Below are 18663 nucleotides of genomic sequence, written 5' to 3'. Positions count from 1 at the left end.
GTAAGTCTAAAGAGCGCTACCCCCAGCGGCAAGCAAAGGCTTGCGACTGGGGGCAAGCTGGCTCTGGCGAGCCTCAGATCATTCGCCACAGCTCTTGAGGCATGCCGGCGTAGGCAGCCAGTGGGGGCATGACAAACGACTGGATTACCTGGATCGCCAGGAAGGCGAAGATCGGCGAGATGTCCATGCCGCCCAGATTTGGTACCAGGCGGCGGAATGGCGCCAGCACTGGCTCGCTGATCTGGTAGGCCAGTTCGGCCGCCGGGTTGTGGCTGTTGGGTGCAACCCAGGACACGATCACCATGACGATCATTGCCACCCAGAAAATCTTCAGGAACAGCGAGGTGATGCCGATGATCGCCCACATCAGCAGGTGCAGGACGTCACCGAAGGTACCGTAGGTGACCATCAGCACGAAGCCCATCAGCAGGGCCTGGATAACCACCGCCAGCAGCAGCGACGAGGTGTCCAGCCCGCCAACGCTGGGGATGATCCGGCGGATCGGCTTGAGCAGTGGTTGGGTGGCACGAACTGCGAACTGGCACAGCGGGTTGTAGAAGTTGGCCTTGACCAACTGCAGTACGAAGCGCAGCAGGACGATTACCAGGTAAAGGCTTACCAGGGTTTGCACCACGAAAATCGCGGCGCCTGACAGTGCATTCATCTAAAGCTCCTTATTTGCCCAGTTGTTCGGCCAGCTCGGCGGAGCGCGTGGCTGCAGCCTGCAGCGCCTGCTCGACGATGGCTTCGAAGCCGCTGGCCTGGAACGACTTGATCGCCGCTTCCGTGGTGCCGGCGGGCGAGGTGACGCGGCGGCGCAGTTCGGCGGCATCGACATCGCTTGCAACCGCCATGCGCGCGGCGCCCAGGGCCGTCTGCAAGGTCAGTTGGGAGGCGGTTTCGCGTGGCAGGCCGAGTTTTTCGCCGGCCGCAGTCATGGCCTCGATCAGCAGGAAGAAGTACGCCGGGCCACTGCCGGACACAGCAGTCACGGCGTCCAGTTGCTGTTCCTGCTCCAGCCACAGGGCGGTGCCCACGGCCGACAGCAGTTGTTCGGCCTGCTGACGCTGTTCGCCGGACACTTCAGCGGTGGCGTACAGGCCGCTCACGCCTTGGCGCAGCAATGCCGGGGTGTTGGGCATGCAGCGCACTACCGGGCGAGCGCCCACCCAGCTTTGCAGGCTGGCGCACGTGATACCGGCGGCGATGGAAACGATCAGCTGGCCATCCTGCAGGTTGGGTTGCAACGCCTGACAGACGGTTTTCATGACTTGTGGCTTGACCGCCAGCACGATGACGTCGGCGCCATCGATGGCCTGGGCGTTGTCCTCGAACGCTTCAATGCCGTGCTCGGCCTGGATGCGACTGCGGGTCTCGGCGCCCGGGTCGCTGGCGCGGATCTGCGAGGCGTCCAGGCCCTGGGCACGCAGACCACCGATCAGGCTGGCGGCCATGTTGCCGGCGCCGATAAAGGCAATACGTGTCTTGCTCATGTCAGGTCCTTGTGGGAAAGAGTGAGTGAAACATGGAATCAAGTGTTGCCGTAGTCGCGGGCACCGAACAGGGCCGTGCCAATCCGTACCCACGTCGCACCCTGGGCGATGGCCGCTTCCAGGTCGTGGCTCATGCCCATGGACAGGGTGTCCAGGCCAAGCCCCAGGCCTTCCTGCAACTTGCGCAGGCTGGCGAACGCGGCCTCTTGGGTGGCGCGGTCTTCGGTGGGTTCGGGAATTGCCATCAGCCCGCGCAGGCGCAGGTTGGGCAGTGCGGCTACGGCTGCGGCCAGCGCGGGCAGGTCGGCCGGGGCGCAGCCGGATTTACTGTCTTCGCCGCTGACGTTTACCTGCAGGCAGATGTTCAGCGGTGCCAGGCCGGCAGGGCGCTGTTCCGACAGGCGTTGGGCAATTTTCATGCGGTCCACGGAATGTACCCAGTCGAAGTGCTCGGCAATGGCTTTGGTCTTGTTCGACTGAATGGGGCCGATGAAGTGCCAGATCAAGGGCAAGTCGCTGAGCGCCTGCTGCTTTGTCAGTGCTTCCTGTAGGTAATTTTCCCCGAAGTCGCGCACACCGGCGGCATGGATCTCACGGATAGCGCTGGCGGGCTTGGTCTTGCTCACGGCCAGCAACTGGACGCTGGCCGGATCACGCCCGGCTGCCTGGGCAGCACTGGCGATACGGGCGGAAATCGCGGAAAGGTTGTCTGCTAGGGTGGACATGGATCAATGCCGGCAGCTGTAGGGTCTGCGGCATTCTACCTGCTTGAAGGCCTTTGGGGAGTCTCATGGATGTGACCGACCTGTTGGCCCGAGCTGTGGATGCGGGGGCTTCGGACCTGCACCTGGCGACGGGCCAGATTCCGATGCTGCGTCTGGATGGCGAGTTGCAGCGTATGGGCTTGCCACCCTTGAGCGCGGGTGCCTTGATCGAGGGCATGGCGAGCTTGCTGGATGACCACCAGCACCAGCAGTGGGCCCAAGGCGATGAACTGGACCTTGCGCTGGAGTTGCCGACGCTTGGGCGCTTTCGGCTGAACCTGTTTCGCCAGTTGAATGGCCCGGCGGCGACCTTTCGGCTGATTCCGGGGCGAATTGCCACGGTGAGCGAGCTGGACCTTGCGGATGTGTTTCAAGCTGTTGCGCAATGCAGTGATGGCTTGATCCTCGTGGGCGGGCCGACCGGCAGTGGCAAGTCCAGCACCCTGGCAACGCTGCTCGACCAACTGAACCGCGAGCGGGCACTGCACATCATTACTTTGGAAGACCCTGTCGAGGTCATCCATGGCAGCCAGCGCAGCCTGGTCAACCAGCGTGAGATGGGGCGCCATAGCCGCGGCTTTGCTCAGGGGCTACGCAGTGCGCTGCGCCAGGATCCGGATGTGATCATGATCGGCGAGTTGCGCGACTTGGAAACCATTCGCCTGGCCCTGCGCGCGGCCGAAACCGGGCACCTGGTGCTGGCAACCGTGCATGCGCGTTCGGCGACCAGCAGCCTCGACAGGTTGGTGGAGGTTTTTGCTGCCGAGGAAAAACCGTTGGTGCGGGCGATGCTGGCCGAGTCGCTGCGCCTGGTGGTCGCGCAGGTGCTGGTCAGGCGCGTGGGCGGTGGGCGGGTGGCTGTGCGGGAAGTGCTGGTGGCGACGCCGGCGGTGCGTAACCTGGTTCGGGAGGGGCGGTTGGCGCAGTTGTCTTCGGTGATGCAGGGTGGGGCAGCGGAGGGGATGCGGACGATGGAGGGGGCGATGCGGAGGCTGAGGGAGCGAGGGTTGATCAAAAGCTAGTAGTACCTGCAAAGGCCCTTTCGCGGGCGCGCCCGCTCCCACAGGTATGGCGCTGCCCGCGAGAGCGACGCGGTACCTGTGGGAGCGGGCGTGCCCGCGAAGGGGCCGGTACCGGATAGCGCCGATCAGATTAACGCTTGGCCAGGTTCAGCTGTTGATGCTCTTTCGGCAGCACCCGCTTGGCCACCACGTAGTGCTTCTGCCAGTAAGGCTTGCTCAAGGTATCGATACTCACGCGCTTGCCACGGCGTGGAGCGTGGATGAAACGGTCGTTACCCAGGTAGATGGCGACGTGATTGACCCGACGGCTCTTGATGTTGAAGAAAATCAGGTCGCCAGGCTTCAGATCTTTCTTGGCCACTTTCACCCCGTGGCCCTTGGCCATCGCATTGGAGGTGCGCGGCAGATCGACGTCGGCGATGTCGTTGAAGGCGTATTTGACCAGCCCGCTGCAGTCAAAGCCTTTTTTCGGGCTGCTGCCGCCCCAAACATAAGGGGTGCCGAGCACATTTACCGCACGGCTGAGCACATCGCTGCTTTGCTTCGGCGACATGGCGGTGACCTGCGCACCGTGGCTGCTGGCGGCATTGCTTGGGCGGGCGTGTAGCGCGGTCTGTTTGACGGGGGCGCGTTTCACCGAGGCGTTGGTCGTGTAGCCGGTGAAACCATTGGGAAGACGTTGCTCACGATTGGTGGCGTGGGCGGCCAAGGGCAATAATAGGCAGAGGGTCAGCCATGTCTTGATCAAAGGCGGCATAGATGAAGCTCTTATGAATAGTTGTGTGTTGGCGCGCAACTTTATAACAGCTTTTTGATCAGTTATTGATCCGTTGGTCGATTGTCCAGGTGCCGTATGTCGGCTTGCGACGAAAAAGTCACATTTTTTCTTAGAAAATTTTTGGATAACCCACAGGGGCTATGAATGAACAGTTATCAACAGGGGGTGCCCTTTCACGACACCCACAGCAAAACCATCGGCTACCTGCTGTGGATTTTCGGCTTCACCGGTTCCCATCGTTTCTATTACGGCAAGCCGATTACCGGGACCATCTGGTTCTTCACCTTGGGCTTGCTGGGCATTGGTTGGTTGATCGACCTGTTCCTGATTCCGTCCATGGACCGTGAAGCCGACCTGAGGTTTCAATCGGGGCGTATCGACTACAACATCGCCTGGATTCTGCTGACCTTCCTGGGGGTGTTTGGCCTGCACCGGCTGTATCAGGGTAAGTGGATCACCGCGATCATCTACTTCTTTACCGGCGGGTTGTTTCTGGTGGGGGTGCTGTATGACTTCTGGACGTTGAACAGCCAGGTGTCCGAAAGGAATGCGGGACGGGGCTGACGGTGCCGGGGGCTGTTTTACAGCCCATTCAAGGGCTAGCCCGCCCCTATGAAAAAAGGCCTTGTCGCATCGCTGCGGCAAGGCCTTCTTCGTTACTGGCGGGTCTGCCGCTGTTGCAGCAACAGGTTGCTGAAACCGGCCCCAGCCAGCTGCTTCTGAGCCCCGGTCAGCTGCTCGCGGTTGCTGAACGGCCCGACCAGCACGCGGTACCAGGTTTCTTCCTTGACCGTGCCTGACTCCACCTTCACAGACTGGCCCAGCAGGATGATCTGTGCCCGTACCTTGTCGGCATCGGCCTGCTTGCGGAACGAGCCGGCCTGAAGGAAGTACTGCGTGGTTGCCGCCGGCTTGATCACGGGGGGTGGCGGTGGCGGGGTCTGGCCGAGCAGCGCTGCCTGTGCCCTCGCCGTGTCGATTTTCGCCGCTTCTGCAGGCGTCACCGGGGCTACCGGCTGGGCCGGCACTGGTGGCGTTTTCTCCGGTACGGCTTCCGGCGGCACGATCACCTCAGACTCCGGCAGCAGGGTGTAGAAGTCGTACTTCGGCTTCACCGGCTGTTGCGGGGTTGCTTGCGCTGGCTTGCCGGCTTCGGCCGTTTTCGCCGGCTTCTGCTGCTCGGGTTTGGTGCGTTTGATGTCGTCGCCACCGGGTTCGAGTTTCATCAGGAATACGATGAACGCGCCTACGGTCAGGCCGACCGCCAGCCATACCCAGCCGGGGATCGGCTGTTTGGCCGGTGCCGTCTGGCGGCTGGCGCCGCGTTTCGGAGCAGGTTTTTTCTTGGCAGCCAACTTACATGCGCTCCAGGGTTTCCAGGCCGAGCAGTTCCAGACCTTGTTTGAGGGTGCGGCCGGTCAGGGCGGCCAGGCGCAGCCGGCTCTGCTGCTGCGAAGGGGTTTCGGCAGCGAGGATCGGGCAGTTCTCGTAGAAGCTGGAGAACAGGCCGGCCAGGTCGTACAGGTAGCTGCACAGCACATGCGGCGTGCCTTTTTCGGCGACGTTGTTGAGAATTTCGCCAAACTGCGCCAGGCGCGCGGCCAAATCTTGTTCGTGGGCAGCCTGCAGCACGATTTTGCCGTCGACTTCGTCAAAGCCTTTGCCCAGCTTGCGGAACACGCCGGCTACGCGGGTGTAAGCGTACAGCAGGTAAGGCGCGGTGTTGCCTTCGAAGTTGAGCATCAGCTCGAAGTTGAAGCTGTAGTCGCTGGTGCGGTGCTTGGACAGATCGGCGTATTTCACCGCGCCAATGCCCACCACCTCGCCGATGTGGCGCAGTTCGTCGTCGGCCAGGCTCGGGTTCTTTTCCTTGACCAGCGCGTAGGCGCGCTCCTTGGCCTCGGTGAGCAGGTCGATCAGCTTCACGGTGCCGCCGTCACGGGTCTTGAACGGGCGGCCGTCGGCGCCGTTCATGGTGCCGAAGCCCATGTGCTCCATTTGCATCGGGTGGCTGACGAAGCCTGCGCGGCGGGCCACTTCGAACACCTGGTTGAAGTGCAGGGCCTGGCGCTGGTCGACGAAGTACAGTGCGCGGTCAGCTTTCAACACGTTGCTGCGGTAACGCACGGCAGCCAGGTCGGTGGTCGCGTACAGGTAGCCGCCGTCGGCCTTCTGCACGATCACCGGCAGTGGGTCGCCTTCGCTGTTCTTGAACTCTTCGAGGAACACGCATTGGGCGCCCTGGTCTTCCACCAGCAGGCCCTTGGCCTTGAGGTCGGCCACCACGTTGGCCAAGTCGTCGTTGTAGGCGCTTTCGCCCATCACGTCGGCCATGGTCAGCTTGACGTTGAGCAACTCGTAGGTCTTCTGGCAGTGCGACAGCGAGATATCCTTGAAGCGAGTCCACAGGGCCAGGCACTCGGGGTCACCGGCTTGCAACTTGACCACCAGGCCGCGGGCGCGAGTGGCGAACTCTTCCGATTCATCGAAGCGTTTCTTCGCCGCGCGGTAGAAGTTTTCCAGGTCCGACAGCTCGTCGCTGGTGATCGGGTTTTCCTGCAGGTAGGCCATCAGCATGCCGAACTGGGTACCCCAGTCGCCGACGTGGTTCTGGCGGATGACGTTGTCGCCCAGGAACTCCAGCACGCGTGCAACGCTGTCACCGATGATGGTCGAGCGCAGGTGGCCGACGTGCATTTCCTTGGCCAGGTTGGGTGCCGACATGTCGATCACCACCTTTTGCGCCGGACCGGCTTTGCGCGCACCCAGGTGGGCGTCGGCCAGGGCGGCATCCAGGCGGTTGGCCAGGGCGTCGGTGTTCTGGAAGAAGTTGAGGAAGCCGGGGCCTGCGATCTCAACCTTGCTGATGTCGGCGCTGGCCGGCAGGGCGTTGATCAGTTTTTCGGCGAGGTCGCGCGGCTTCATGCCGGCCGGTTTGGCCAGCATCATGGCGATGTTGCTGGCGAAGTCGCCGTGGGTCTTGTCCCGGGCGTTTTCCACCTGGATCGCCGGCGACAGCCCTTCAGGCAGCACACCGTCGGTGACGAGTTGGGTGAGGGCTTGCTGGATCAGCTGGCGAATGGTGTCTTTCATGGGGATCTCTTTTCGACCGCAAGCGCGGTGAGCGCCTGGATGCGCAGGTGGAAAAACTGGGCATTATCCGTTGCCGGGAGCAGGTTGCCAACCTTTGGGCGGCAAGCTGGAGACCACAAGCTGCAAGAAAAAGCGGCATCGCACCCACCCGGCGCATGCTTGCGGCTGGTAACTCGCAGCTTGCAGCTCAATACAGGTCTACCGGGTCGACATCCAGCGACCAGCGCACCTGGCGCCCGCTTGGCATCTGTTCCAACACTAGCAACCAGGCGCTGATCAGTCGATGCAACGGCGCCCGGGTATTGGCCTGTATCAACAGTTGCGCGCGGAATCGTCCGGCGCGACGCTCCATGGGTGCCGGTACCGGGCCCAGCAGTTCGATGCCCGGCAGGCGTTGTTCGGCCACCAGGCGCTCGGCGGCGGCACAGGCTTCGTCGAGGAAACCTTCGGCCTGCCCCGGCTTGTGTGCTTCGGCACGCAGCAAGGCCAGGTGCGAGTAGGGCGGCAGCCCGGCGGCTCGGCGTTCGTCCAGGGCCTGTTCGGCGAAGGCAAAGTAGCCTTGCTCGGTAAGCTGTACCAGCAGTGGGTGGTCTGCCAGGTGGGTCTGGATGATGACCTTGCCGGGTTCTTCGGCCCGCCCGGCCCGCCCGGCCACCTGCACGATAAGTTGTGCCATGCGCTCGCTGGCGCGGAAGTCGCCGGAAAACAGCCCGCCATCGGCATCAAGGATGGCCACCAGCGTCACCCGCGGGAAGTGGTGGCCCTTGGCGAGCATCTGGGTGCCGACGAGGATGCTCGGCTGGCCGCGCTGGATGGTGCTGAACAGGTTGTGCATGGCGTCCTTGCGTGCCGTGCTGTCGCGGTCCACACGCAGGATCGGGTAATCCGGGAACAGCACCTTCAGGCGCTCTTCGGCGCGCTCGGTGCCGGCGCCGACCGGGCGCAGGTCGACGTGGTTGCATTGCGGGCACTGGTGCGGCAGGCGTTCGTCATAGCCACAGTGGTGGCAGCGCAGCACGCCGGAGCGCTGGTGCACGGTCATGCGCGCATCGCAGCGTGGGCATTCGGACAGCCAGCCGCAATCGTGGCACAGCAAGGTTGGAGCAAAGCCGCGGCGGTTGAGGAACACCAGCACTTGTTGGCCGGCTTCCAGCGTCTGTCGGATAGCCTGCTGCAGCGGGCCGCTGATGCCGCTGTCCAGCGGCAGGCTTTTCACATCCAGGCGCAGCATGCGCGGCGGGCGTGCCCCTCCGGCGCGCTGGTTCATACGCAGCAGGCGGTAACGGCCGGTCAGGGCGTTATGCAGGGTTTCCAGCGACGGGGTGGCGGAGCCGAGCAGGATCGGAATGTTCTCCTGGTGAGCGCGTACCAGCGCCAGGTCGCGGGCGTGGTAACGCAGGCCTTCCTGCTGTTTATAGGAGCCGTCGTGCTCTTCGTCGATGATGATCAGTCCGGGGTTTTTCATCGGCGTGAACAAGGCCGAGCGGGTGCCGATGATGATATCGGCCTCGCCGTCCCGAGCCGCTAGCCAGGCATCCAGGCGTTCGCGGTCGTTCACCGCCGAGTGCAGCAGGGCAATACGCGCGTTGAAGCGTTGCTCGAAGCGCGCAAGGGTTTGCGGGCCGAGGTTGATCTCCGGGATCAGCACCAGCGCCTGCTTGCCGGCTTCCAGGGTTTCGCGGATCAGTTGCAGGTAGACCTCGGTCTTCCCACTACCGGTGACGCCGGCCAGCAAGAACGCGCCGAAACCGCCAAAGCCTTCGCATACGGCGTCGAAGGCATCGCGTTGTTCTTCGTTGAGCGGCAGTTCCGGTTGTGCCAGCCAGTGCTCATGGCGTAGTGCCGGCAGGTGGCGGCGCGTCTCGACCTGCACCAGATCCTTGGCCAGCAGCAGGTCGAGGCTGTCCTTGTTCAGGTTGAGTTTGGCCAGCAGGCTGTGGGCCACGCCGTGCGGATGCTGGGCCAGGGTCTTGAGGGCGTCGCGCTGGCGCGGCGCGCGGGCAATGCGCGGGTCTTCCAGGCGGGCGCCAGGGGCTATGTGCCAGAAACGCTCTTGGCGCATTTCGGCGGCTTCGCCCTGGCGCAGCAGCGTGGGCAACGCCCAGCTCAGGGTATCGCCCAGGCTGTGCTGGTAGTACTGGGCGGTCCACAGGCACAACTTGAACAGCGACGCTGGGATGGGGGACACCGGGTCGAGCAGGGCGCTGGCTGGCTTCAGTTTGTCGGCGGGCACTTCGCTCTGCGTGCACACTTCTATCAGTACACCGATCATTTCGCGGCGGCCAAAGGGCACGCGGATACGCATGCCAGGGGTCAAGGTCAGGCGCGCCATGCTCGCCGGTGCCTTGTAGTCGAACAGGCGCCGCAGCGGAGAGGGCAGGGCAAGGCGCAGGATGACGTCGGACACGCGAAAAGTCTCGGAGGGCGTTACAAGGACTGGCGAGCCTAGCAGACGACGGTCGGTGCAAGCGACATCTTGCGCTGACGGTGTGCTCTGGTATTATTCGCCGCCTAATTACGTGCGGTATTCAACAATTGGTGTTGGGTGGCGGCACGCAGCTCGAGGAAGTGACCATGAAAGAAGGTATCCACCCGAACTACGAAGTAGTTGCAGTCACCTGCAGCTGCGGTAACAAGTTCGAAACTCGTTCGACCCTGGGCAATGTCCTGTCGATCGACGTTTGCAACCTGTGCCACCCGTTCTACACCGGTAAGCAGAAAGTTCTGGACACCGGTGGTCGCGTACAGAAGTTCGCCGATCGCTTCGGCATGTTCGGTGCCAAGAAGTAATCATGCGCATGGCGATTCCTTCGGGTTTCGCATTGTTGCTGAAGAAGGCGCCCCTTGTGGGCGCCTTTTTTGTGGGCGTTATCTGGCATTTCCCGGTCCTGGCGTTCTGCCCGCAGCCGGATAAACCCCAATGGGTAGCGGTACGACAGGTGGTCGATGGTGACACCTTGCGTCTGGTCGATGGCCGCAGTGTGCGGCTGATCGGCATCAATGCACCGGAAATCGGTCGCAAGGGACGTAGCAGTGAGCCTTATGCCGAAGCTGCCAGGCGGCGATTGCAGGCCTTGGTAAAGGCCAGTGACCATCGCGTCGGGCTGGTGCCTGGTGTTGAAGGCAAAGACAAGTACGGTCGCACACTGGCGCACATCTACAGCCGCAATGGCGACAATCTGCAAGCACAATTGCTTAGCGAGGGCTTGGGCTATCGCGTGGCAATTGCCCCTAATGTGCGTTTCAGCGGCTGCCAGCAGCTTGCCGAACAAGTGGCGCGCCAGGCTGGCGCTGGCCTGTGGCGGCGTTCACCCGTGGTGCCTGCAGGCGACGTCAGGCAGTCAGGGTTCGCTGTTGTACGTGGTCGTATCGAAGGCATCGAGCGAAACCGTGGCGGGGTCTGGCTTACTCTGGGCAGTACCATGGTGCTGCAGGTTCCCGCTCGTCTGCAGCGCAACTTCCCTGCCAGCTTCTTCGATAACCTCAAGGGACGCCAGGTCGAAGCGCGCGGCTGGGTGCTGGATCGTTCCCGCAGGGGTGGCCTCAAGCACGAGCAGCGACGCTGGGTGTTGCCATTGACCGATCCGAGCATGTTGGAGCGTACTTCAGGCTAAAAGATGTAGACATTTCGCTACTGGATTGTACACACTGTAGGTCTTATGCCCCCGTGGGTTGTAGCGTAAAGTCGTAGGCTAAAGGCCTTGACACAAGTGACCGGCCAGTCTTGTGGCTCCCCGGCTCTTTGCGTATCCTCGGCGGTCCGTCAGAACAGTAAATAGCGGAATGCCCACCATGTCAGACCTGAAAACCGCCGCTCTCGAATATCACGCTCAACCTCGTCCGGGGAAACTGAGCGTTGAACTCTCCAAGCCCACTGCCACCGCCCGTGATCTCGCCCTGGCCTACAGCCCAGGTGTTGCAGAGCCGGTGCGCGAAATTGGCCGTGATCCAGAGCTGGCTTACAAATACACCGGCAAAGGCAACCTGGTTGCGGTGATTTCCGATGGTACTGCCATCCTCGGTCTGGGTGACCTTGGCCCACTGGCTTCCAAGCCGGTCATGGAAGGCAAGGGTGTTCTGTTCAAGCGTTTCGCCGGTATCGATGTGTTCGACATCGAAGTCGAGTCGGAAAGCCCGCAAGCGTTCATCGACACCGTTCGCCGCATTTCGATCACCTTCGGTGGCATCAACCTTGAAGACATCAAGGCACCTGAGTGCTTTGAAATCGAACGCACCCTGATCGAACAGTGTGACATTCCGGTGTTCCACGATGACCAGCACGGTACTGCCATCGTGACTGCCGCTGGCATGATCAACGCCCTGGAAATCGCTGGCAAGAAACTGGAAGACGCCAAGATCGTCTGCCTGGGCGCCGGCGCAGCTGCCATCTCCTGCATGAAACTGCTGGTAAGCATGGGTGCGAAGGTCGAGAACATCTTCATGATCGACCGTAGTGGCGTGATCCACGCTGGCCGTGACGACCTGAACCAGTACAAGGCGCAGTTCGCCCACGCGACCGACAAGCGCACCCTGGCCGACGCCCTTGACGGTGCCGACGTGTTCGTAGGCCTGTCTGGCCCGAACCTGCTGAGCCCGGAAGGCCTGAAGTCGATGGCTGCCAACCCGATCGTGTTCGCCTGCTCGAACCCAGACCCGGAAATCTCCCCAGAGCTGGCACATGCCACTCGCAACGACGTGATCATGGCGACCGGTCGTTCCGACTACCCGAACCAGGTCAACAACGTGCTGGGCTTCCCGTTCATCTTCCGTGGTGCTCTGGACGTTCGCGCCAAGCGTATCAACGAAGAAATGAAGATCGCTGCTGCAATCGCCCTGAAAGACCTGGCCAAGCTGCCAGTGCCGAAGGAAGTTTGCGAGGCCTATGGCGTTGAAGGCCTGGAGTTCGGCCGTGAGTACATCATTCCGAAGCCGCTGGATGCACGCTTGATCACCGTCGTTTCCGATGCTGTGGCCAAGGCCGCCATCGAATCTGGCGTGGCTACCCTGCCTTATCCGAAGCATTACCCGCTGACCAGCGTGGATGAAGTGTTCAACGGCTGATTGCCAGCGACACTAAAAAGCCCCGGCTCGCATGAGCCGGGGCTTTTTATTGGGGCTTGGGAATGTGTCAGGGCTGCAGGGTGTTCGTCAGGGCACTTGTGGCGCCTATCAGATCGAGCGCCGCCCGCGCGACGCTCGATTCACGCGCCCACGCAAAACCTGAGTCAGGCGCCCTGCCTTAGAACAGATCCATCGGCGTCGCTTCATCGGCTGGAAGCGGGCTGCCCGGTGCCACGCCATTGCCCAGTTCGTCCACCGACGGCGGTGAATCTTCGGCTTTGAACAGCTCGAAGTAGGCATTCGGTGTGCTCGGCGATGCGGCTCGACCGCTGACCGGGTCGACGCGCAAGCTGAGAATGCCTTCCGGCTCTGCCGGGGCATGCGCAGGCTTGTCCTTGAGCGCCGCGCCCATGAAGCTCATCCAGATTGGCAGTGCCGCAGTCCCACCATATTCGCGGCGGCCGAGGGTTTCCGGCTGGTCGAAGCCGACCCAAACGGTAGTCACGTAATCGGCGTTGTAACCGGAGAACCAGGCGTCCTTGGATTCGTTGGTGGTCCCCGTCTTGCCCGCCAGGTCGGTGCGGCCCAGGGCCAGCGCCCGGCGGCCGGTGCCGCGCTTGATCACGTCCTGCAGCATGCTGGTGAGGATGTAGGTGGTACGCCCGTCGATGATTTGTTCGGCCACTGCCGGCGCTTGCGGCGCCGTGGCCATCTGGCTGAAGGCAGCAGGTGCCTCGCCTGGCATAGCCGCAGTGCTGATCGGCTGCTCGGGGGCGGCCAGGCCCGCCTGATCTTCGGCACCTTGCGGTACGCGGGCCGGGTTGGCGGTGAACAGTGTCTCGCCGCTGCGGCTTTCGATGCGGTCGATCAGGTACGGGGTGATCTTGTAGCCACCGTTGGCAAAGGTACTCCAGCCGGTGGCAATTTCCATCGGGGTCAGGGTAGCGGTGCCCAGGGCCAGCGACAGGTTGCGCGGCAGGTCCTGTTTGTTGAAGCCGAACTTGGCGATGTAGTCGATGGTGCGGTCCACGCCCATGGCTTGCAGCAGGCGGATCGACACCAGGTTACGCGACTTGTACAGCGCCTCGCGCATGCGGATAGGGCCGAGGAAGGTGTTGTTGTCATTCTTCGGTCGCCACACTTTATCCACCGACTCGTCAACGAACACGATCGGCGCATCGTTGACCAGGCTGGAAGCGGTGTAGCCGCTGTCCAGCGCGGCGCTGTAGACGAATGGCTTGAAGCTTGAGCCCGGTTGGCGCTTGGCCTGCACGGCGCGGTTGTAGTTGCTCTGCTCGAACGAGAAACCGCCAACCAGGGCGCGGATGGCGCCGCTGTTCGGGTCGAGGGTGACCAGGGCGCTTTGCGCAGCGGGTACCTGGCTGAACTTCAGCGTGCCATCTTCGAGGCGTTGCAGGCGCACCAGGTCACCGACCTGGGCCACGTCGGCCGGCGATTGCGGTGCGCGGCCCTGGGCGTTGTTGTTGATGAACGGACGCGCCCATTTCATGGTGTCCCAGGCAACTTGCGCCTCTTGGCCGTCACGGGTCAGCACCTTGAGGCCGGTTTGTTCCACCTGGGTGACAATGGCTGGCTCCAGGCCGCCAAGGGTGCGTTGCTTGCCCAGCTCCTTCAGCCAGGCTGCCGGGGTGCGGCCCGGGAAACGTGCTTCAGGGCCACGATAGCCGTGGCGCTCGTCGTAATCGGAGAGCCCTTTGAGGACGGCCTTGTTGGCCATTTCCTGCATGTCGCTAGGCACGGTGGTCGTGACGCGGAAGCCTTCGGTGTAGGCGTCGCTGCCGTAGCGGCCGACCATTTCCGCGCGTGCCATTTCAGCGATGTACGGGGCATTCACCTCAGGCGTCGGCACGTGGTAGCTGGCGTTGAGCGGCTCGGCCAGGGCGGCCTGGTAGCTGGCCTCGTCGATCTTGCCCAGCTTGTACATGCGCCCGAGGATCCAGTCGCGGCGCTCTTTGGCACGCACCGGGTTGGCCAGCGGGTTGAAGCGTGACGGTGCCTTGGGCAGGCCCGCGATCATCGCCATCTGCGCCAGGCTCACGTCACGGATGGACTTGCCGTAGTACACCTGTGCAGCTGCATCGATACCGTAGGCGCGGTTGCCCAGGTAGATCTTGTTCACGTACAGCTCAAGGATTTCGTCCTTGGTCAGCTCACGCTCGATCTGCAGGGCCAGCAGGATTTCGTTGGTCTTGCGTGAGAAGCTGCGCTCGCTGGTGAGGAAGAAGTTCTTCGCCACCTGCATGGTGATGGTGCTACCGCCGGTCTGGATATGACCGGTTTTCACCAGTTGGGTCGCGGCTCGCATCAGGCTGCCGGGGTCGACACCGTAATGGTTGAGGAAATTGTCGTCCTCGGCTGACAGCAGCGCCTGAATGAATTGTGGGGGAATATCCGCGAAGCGGATCGGCGAGCGGCGCATTTCGCCGAATTCGGCAATCAGCTTGCCATCGCTGCTGTACACCCTGAGGGGGATCTGCAACTGGATGCTTCTGAGGGACTCGACCGAGGGCAGGCTGGGGCTAAGATACAGAAACGCACCGCTCACACCGAGTGCGAGCGCGCAGATGACTGCGACGGAAGACCACCAGAAGAACTTCAGCAGACGTATCAAGGCTTTTCGGTGTCCAGGTTGGGAGTGGATTGCACGCAGGTCCGGTGGACCAAAAAACGCTGGGCATTATAAGCATTTTTCGCCTCTCCGGGTGACCGGCCAGGCTACCCGTCGACTCGATGAGTAGCTCCGGCCCAGTGTTGCCGCGGGGTTGCGACAGGTGGCTGCGCTTGGCAGCTGCAACAGACAGCAAAGGAGTCGCCATGCTTGGACGCTTCGGCAAGGATGCCGGTTCACTCGTGGGGGTGGAAATCACGCCCGACGCCGTTCGGATAATGCAACTGCAGCAGCGCAATCGGCGCTGCCGTGTAATGGGGTCGGCACAAGAGCTGTTTCAGACGCCGCTGGCCGATGACTGGGTCGCAAAGCCTGAAGTGGTGGTGGCTGCGCTGCAGCGAGCTTATCGGCGCAGCGGCATCAGGCAACGCCGGGTGGCGCTGGCGCTGCCGGCGAGTCAGGTTATCTGCAAGTTGTGCCATCTGCCCGTGGAGGAGGATGGGGCACAGTTGGAGGCGCAGTTGCTAGCCGATGCAGAGCGGCTGTTTCCGTTCCCGCTGGAAGACCTGGCCCTGGACTTTCAGGTCATGGGGGCTTCCCATGACCAGCCAGATTGTTCCGAGGTGATGGTTGCTGCCTGTCGGCAGAGTGCGCTGGCGTCACTCGAAGCCGTCGTCGAGGAGGCGGGTTTGCAGTTGGAAGCCGTCGAGGTCGACAACATTGCCTTGTGCCGCATGTTGCCACGGGGCGGCCTTGAGGGAGCAGCACTGCTGCGTGTCGAAGCCCGCAGCGTGACCCTTCATGACTGGCAGCCGGGCAGGGCGTACCAGCGCTTTGAACTGCAAACGGCTGGCCCGGACATGAGCGGGCAATGGCCAGAGCGCCTGCAGGCTTTGCTTGCCGGGCAGAGCCTGCCCGCGGGGTTGTGGGTTGCCAGCAGCTCATCGATCAATCCGGGCTGGCTGCAAGGCCTTGGCAGCCGGCTGAATGTGCCGTGCACGTACCTGCCTGGGCTGGCAGGGCTTGAACATGTCGATGGGTCGATGCTTCTGGCCTGCGCCTTGGCCATGGGAGGGTTGCGCCCATGATGCGGCTGAACCTTCTGCCCTGGCGCGAACGGCAGCGTCAGGCGGCGCTGCGGCGCTTTCGAGGCCAGCTGGTTGCTGGCGCACTGTTGGCTTTTTGCGCGGTGATGCTGGTCGATCAGCTGGCCCGCCAACGCGGGCAGCAGCAGGTGTTGGCCAATACCCAGCGCCAAGCGACCCTTGGCGTACTGGGTGAGCAGTTGCAGCCGCTGGTCGAGGTACGTGCACAGCATGAAGCGTTACTTGCCCGTGCGGTGGCTTTGGAAGGCCTGCGTGCCCATCAGGATGTATTGGCCGGTGTGTTCGCCGACCTTGAAGGGGCGCTGCCTGAAGGTGTGCAGCTACTAGACCTGAGCCTTGATAGTGGCCGCTTGCAAATGACTGGGGTGGCTGCGTCCGGTGCTGTGGTTGCGCAGTTCATGCGCGATTTGAACCGCTCGAACGTTTTGCTCGATCTGGAACTCAAGCGCATCAAGAGCCTGCCGGACGGCGATGAGTTTTTGCTGACCGCTCGCGTTGCGGCGTTTTGGTCGTGAGTGCAGCACAGATGCTCGCTTGGCTGGCGGTGGTCGAGCGCTCAGGCCGCTTCCGACGGTTGGCGCCAGTGCTGGTAGCTGTTGTGCTGTTCGGCCTCGGCTGCGCGATACGCCTGCCCCCACTGTTACAGCAGCAGGCGCGTGAGGATGCCAGGCATGTCGAGCTGAGCCAGCTGCAGGCAGCCAGTGCATCGCAGTTGGCAGAACTGGAGCGGCTGAAGGCTTTAGTGGTGCTTGTCGAGCAGCGGTTGCAAGAGGCGTACTGGTATCTGGCTGCCGGGGAGAGCATGAGCGACCTGCTTGAGCGGCTGGCAGTGTCGGGGCATGCGCATGGCTTGCTTGTCGAGCGCCTCGATGTAGGTGAGGGCGAACAACAGGCCGGGTTCAGCAAGGTACCGCTGGTGGTGCAAGTGGTAGGGCGTTATCCGGCCTTGCGGTTGTGGCTGGACGACTGGTTAGGCCAGGCACGGGTTCTGCGCAGCAGTGACATGAGTCTGGCAGCCGTTGATCGCCAGCCTGGGTTGTTGCGTCTGCAGTTGCGGGTTGATGCCTATCACGCGGCTACGCCCATGAAGGCACCTGCAATGCTGGCGCACCTGCCGGCAAGGGCCGCAATGGCTGCACCTGAAGTGGATCCGTTTGCTCCCGCTGCGGCACGAGTGGCCAGCGCCGGTCTGGTCGGCGTGCCGTTGGCGCAGCTGGAAATGGTCGGCAGCCTGGCGCGCGGGACGGCGCGCGAGGCACTGCTGATGGCGGCTGGCAAGCTTTATCGCGTGCGTCCGGGTGACCGGGTAGGGCGCGATCAGGGGGTAGTGATGCATATAGACCAACGCCAGGTCGAAGTGCGTGAGCGGCTGTTCATGGCGGGGGTATGGCACGAGCGCACAGCGTTCATCACCCTCGCCAAGCGCCTGGGCAAGGAGGCCTCGGACCCGAATGAGAACATGGATGAAATACCTGCTGGCAACCCTGTTGTCGATCCCGTTGGCTTCGGCGACGCCTTATCAGGGTGAGCCCCTGTCGCTGAACTTCCAGGATGTTGAGGTGCGAGCAGTGCTGCAGGTGCTGGCTGACTACGCCGGCGTCAACCTGGTCGCCAGTGATGCAGTACAAGGCAGTGTCACTTTGCGTTTGCAGGATGTGCCGTGGGATCAGGCGCTTGATCTGGTGCTGCGCAGCAAGGGCCTGTCCCGGCGTCAGGAGGGCAATGTGCTGTTGGTGGCGCCTGCAGCCGAGTTTGCCACGCAATCAGCAGACGCCCGTGTGAGTCAGGTGCTGGATGGGCACCTGCAGCCACTGCGTCGGGAGCTGCTGCCCATTCACCACGCCAAGGCCGCCGATTTGGCGCAGTTGCTGCAGACAAGTCTGGAGGGTGACGGCATCCCCACGGGTAGCCTGAGTGTCGATGAGCGCACCAATACGCTGGTGGTGTATCTGCCCGCTGAGCGCCTGACCGAGTTGCGCCAGTTGGTGGCGCAGTTGGATGTGCCGGTGCGCCAGGTAGCGATCGAGGCGCGTATCGTCGAGGCTAACGTCGATTACGAGAAAAGCCTGGGGGTACGCTGGGGTGGGCCGCTGTACGGCGAGAAGCTGCGGCCTGGCAAGGAACTGTTCGTCGACCTCGGCCTGGAGCGTGCCGGCAGCAGTATCGGTCTTGGTTTGTTGCGCGGTGACGTGTTGCTGGACCTGGAACTCAGTGCCATGGAAAAAAGCGGCAACGGCGAAATCATTTCGCAGCCCAAGGTGGTCACGGCTGACAAGGAAACGGCGAGGATCCTCAAGGGTACCGAGGTGCCTTACCAGGAAACGAGCCAAAGCGGCGCTACCTCGGTATCGTTTCGCGAAGCCTCGCTGTCGCTGGAAGTAACGCCACAGATCACTCCGGACAACAAGGTGATCATGACCGTCAGGGTGACCAAGGACGAGCCGGATTACGTCAATGCCTTGAACAACGTACCGCCGATCCGCAAGAACGAGGTCAATGCCAAGGTTCGTGTGGCTGACGGCGAAACGATCGTGATCGGTGGCGTCTACTCGACTTCGCAAAACAATGTAGTCGACAAGGTGCCATTTTTCGGCGATCTGCCGTATGTTGGGCGGCTGTTTCGACGCGATGCATTACAAGAGAAAAAATCCGAGCTGCTGGTCTTCCTGACTCCGCGTATCATGAGTGACCAGGCGATTGCTGTGAGTCGTTGATTC

Annotated in this window: 17 protein-coding genes; 9 read left to right on the top strand and 8 right to left on the bottom strand. The window is 62.5% G+C overall.

Features of this window, described 5'->3' with window-relative positions:
* Positions 1–73 precede the first annotated feature (73 nt).
* From ACF8RA_RS10885 to ACF8RA_RS10875, 3 genes are read right to left on the bottom strand one after another with little or no spacing between them, the layout of a single operon-like run.
* Positions 74–664, bottom strand: a complete 591-nt coding sequence (locus ACF8RA_RS10885) for a YggT family protein (protein WP_012053960.1) — start codon at positions 662–664, stop codon at positions 74–76.
* Positions 665–674: 10 nt separating this feature from the next.
* Positions 675–1493, bottom strand: a complete 819-nt coding sequence (proC, locus tag ACF8RA_RS10880; RefSeq protein ID WP_004575483.1) for a pyrroline-5-carboxylate reductase — start codon at positions 1491–1493, stop codon at positions 675–677.
* Between the two features lie 38 nt (positions 1494–1531).
* Entirely contained in the window at positions 1532–2218 is a 687-nt protein-coding gene (locus ACF8RA_RS10875; protein ID WP_392519155.1) for a YggS family pyridoxal phosphate-dependent enzyme, read from the bottom strand.
* Between the two features lie 65 nt (positions 2219–2283).
* Here ACF8RA_RS10875 and ACF8RA_RS10870 point away from each other — a divergent pair, with 65 nt between their 5' ends.
* A complete protein-coding gene (locus ACF8RA_RS10870; protein WP_392514405.1) occupies positions 2284–3279 on the top strand; it encodes a type IV pilus twitching motility protein PilT in 996 nt (331 codons plus the stop codon).
* Between the two features lie 130 nt (positions 3280–3409).
* Here the strand turns inward: ACF8RA_RS10870 and ACF8RA_RS10865 are convergent, their stop codons facing one another.
* Entirely contained in the window at positions 3410–4036 is a 627-nt protein-coding gene (locus ACF8RA_RS10865) for a C40 family peptidase (protein ID WP_176684778.1), read from the bottom strand.
* A gap of 165 nt (positions 4037–4201) precedes the next feature.
* Between ACF8RA_RS10865 and ACF8RA_RS10860 the strand changes: the two genes are divergently transcribed.
* Complete coding sequence (locus ACF8RA_RS10860) at positions 4202–4621, top strand: TM2 domain-containing protein (RefSeq protein ID WP_010955634.1); 420 nt, start codon at positions 4202–4204, stop codon at positions 4619–4621.
* A 92-nt stretch (positions 4622–4713) separates the two neighbouring features.
* Here ACF8RA_RS10860 and ACF8RA_RS10855 read toward each other — a convergent pair whose 3' ends face one another.
* The 3 genes from ACF8RA_RS10855 to ACF8RA_RS10845 form a co-directional block, all read right to left on the bottom strand.
* On the bottom strand, positions 4714–5412 hold the full coding sequence (locus ACF8RA_RS10855) for an SPOR domain-containing protein (RefSeq protein ID WP_053870424.1): 699 nt from the start codon (positions 5410–5412) through the stop codon (positions 4714–4716).
* A gap of 1 nt (position 5413) precedes the next feature.
* The gene (gene argS / locus ACF8RA_RS10850) at positions 5414–7150 is read right to left on the bottom strand and encodes an arginine--tRNA ligase (RefSeq protein ID WP_176684779.1); all 1737 of its coding nucleotides are present in this window, start codon (positions 7148–7150) and stop codon (positions 5414–5416) included.
* Positions 7151–7337: 187 nt separating this feature from the next.
* On the bottom strand, positions 7338–9557 hold the full coding sequence (locus tag ACF8RA_RS10845) for a primosomal protein N' (RefSeq protein ID WP_176684780.1): 2220 nt from the start codon (positions 9555–9557) through the stop codon (positions 7338–7340).
* Positions 9558–9724: 167 nt separating this feature from the next.
* On the opposite strand from ACF8RA_RS10845, the gene rpmE reads away from it, so the two are divergent.
* The 3 genes from rpmE to ACF8RA_RS10830 all read left to right on the top strand — a co-directional run bounded on the left by rpmE (position 9725) and on the right by ACF8RA_RS10830 (position 12211).
* Positions 9725–9940 (top strand): 50S ribosomal protein L31, encoded by a 216-nt coding sequence (rpmE, locus tag ACF8RA_RS10840; protein ID WP_003249127.1) that lies wholly within the window; start codon positions 9725–9727, stop codon positions 9938–9940.
* A gap of 2 nt (positions 9941–9942) precedes the next feature.
* Positions 9943–10764: a thermonuclease family protein gene (locus tag ACF8RA_RS10835; protein WP_176684781.1), complete on the top strand. Its 822-nt coding sequence runs from the start codon at positions 9943–9945 to the stop codon at positions 10762–10764.
* Positions 10765–10942: 178 nt separating this feature from the next.
* Positions 10943–12211: a malic enzyme-like NAD(P)-binding protein gene (locus ACF8RA_RS10830; RefSeq protein WP_003249133.1), complete on the top strand. Its 1269-nt coding sequence runs from the start codon at positions 10943–10945 to the stop codon at positions 12209–12211.
* Between the two features lie 178 nt (positions 12212–12389).
* Here the strand turns inward: ACF8RA_RS10830 and ACF8RA_RS10825 are convergent, their stop codons facing one another.
* Positions 12390–14840, bottom strand: a complete 2451-nt coding sequence (locus tag ACF8RA_RS10825; protein WP_370844389.1) for a penicillin-binding protein 1A — start codon at positions 14838–14840, stop codon at positions 12390–12392.
* 206 nt (positions 14841–15046) lie between these two features.
* Between ACF8RA_RS10825 and pilM the strand changes: the two genes are divergently transcribed.
* From pilM to ACF8RA_RS10805, 4 genes are read left to right on the top strand one after another with little or no spacing between them, the layout of a single operon-like run.
* Positions 15047–15928 carry a type IV pilus biogenesis protein PilM gene (pilM, locus tag ACF8RA_RS10820; RefSeq protein WP_209969431.1) on the top strand — a complete coding sequence of 294 codons (882 nt, stop codon included), beginning with the start codon at positions 15047–15049 and terminating at the stop codon, positions 15926–15928.
* Positions 15925–16461, top strand: a complete 537-nt coding sequence (locus ACF8RA_RS10815) for a PilN domain-containing protein (RefSeq protein ID WP_392514404.1) — start codon at positions 15925–15927, stop codon at positions 16459–16461. The genes pilM and ACF8RA_RS10815 overlap by 4 nt, the downstream gene beginning before the upstream one ends.
* 11 nt (positions 16462–16472) lie before the next feature.
* On the top strand, positions 16473–17474 hold the full coding sequence (locus ACF8RA_RS10810; protein WP_176684828.1) for a pilus assembly protein PilP: 1002 nt from the start codon (positions 16473–16475) through the stop codon (positions 17472–17474).
* On the top strand, positions 17398–18660 hold the full coding sequence (locus tag ACF8RA_RS10805) for a type IV pilus secretin PilQ (RefSeq protein WP_176684786.1): 1263 nt from the start codon (positions 17398–17400) through the stop codon (positions 18658–18660). Before ACF8RA_RS10810 ends, ACF8RA_RS10805 begins: the two co-directional genes overlap by 77 nt.
* The last annotated feature ends 3 nt before the right edge of the window (positions 18661–18663 follow it).

It is taken from the genome of Pseudomonas sp. FYR_5 (genome assembly GCF_043106315.1).
GTDB lineage: Bacteria > Pseudomonadota > Gammaproteobacteria > Pseudomonadales > Pseudomonadaceae > Aquipseudomonas > Aquipseudomonas putida_Y.
This window is presented reverse-complemented; position numbering and strand designations above follow the sequence as displayed.

Coding starts and splice junctions, on each gene's coding strand:
- ACF8RA_RS10860 (WP_010955634.1), top strand. CDS start 4,202: ATGAACAGTTATCAACAGGGGGTGCCCTTTCACGACACCCACAGCAAA.
- ACF8RA_RS10810 (WP_176684828.1), top strand. CDS start 16,473: ATGCTCGCTTGGCTGGCGGTGGTCGAGCGCTCAGGCCGCTTCCGACGG.
- ACF8RA_RS10830 (WP_003249133.1), top strand. CDS start 10,943: ATGTCAGACCTGAAAACCGCCGCTCTCGAATATCACGCTCAACCTCGT.
- ACF8RA_RS10835 (WP_176684781.1), top strand. CDS start 9,943: ATGCGCATGGCGATTCCTTCGGGTTTCGCATTGTTGCTGAAGAAGGCG.
- proC (WP_004575483.1), bottom strand. CDS start 1,493: ATGAGCAAGACACGTATTGCCTTTATCGGCGCCGGCAACATGGCCGCC.
- argS (WP_176684779.1), bottom strand. CDS start 7,150: ATGAAAGACACCATTCGCCAGCTGATCCAGCAAGCCCTCACCCAACTC.
- pilM (WP_209969431.1), top strand. CDS start 15,047: ATGCTTGGACGCTTCGGCAAGGATGCCGGTTCACTCGTGGGGGTGGAA.
- ACF8RA_RS10870 (WP_392514405.1), top strand. CDS start 2,284: ATGGATGTGACCGACCTGTTGGCCCGAGCTGTGGATGCGGGGGCTTCG.
- ACF8RA_RS10865 (WP_176684778.1), bottom strand. CDS start 4,036: ATGCCGCCTTTGATCAAGACATGGCTGACCCTCTGCCTATTATTGCCC.
- ACF8RA_RS10805 (WP_176684786.1), top strand. CDS start 17,398: ATGAGAACATGGATGAAATACCTGCTGGCAACCCTGTTGTCGATCCCG.
- rpmE (WP_003249127.1), top strand. CDS start 9,725: ATGAAAGAAGGTATCCACCCGAACTACGAAGTAGTTGCAGTCACCTGC.
- ACF8RA_RS10885 (WP_012053960.1), bottom strand. CDS start 664: ATGAATGCACTGTCAGGCGCCGCGATTTTCGTGGTGCAAACCCTGGTA.
- ACF8RA_RS10875 (WP_392519155.1), bottom strand. CDS start 2,218: ATGTCCACCCTAGCAGACAACCTTTCCGCGATTTCCGCCCGTATCGCC.
- ACF8RA_RS10815 (WP_392514404.1), top strand. CDS start 15,925: ATGATGCGGCTGAACCTTCTGCCCTGGCGCGAACGGCAGCGTCAGGCG.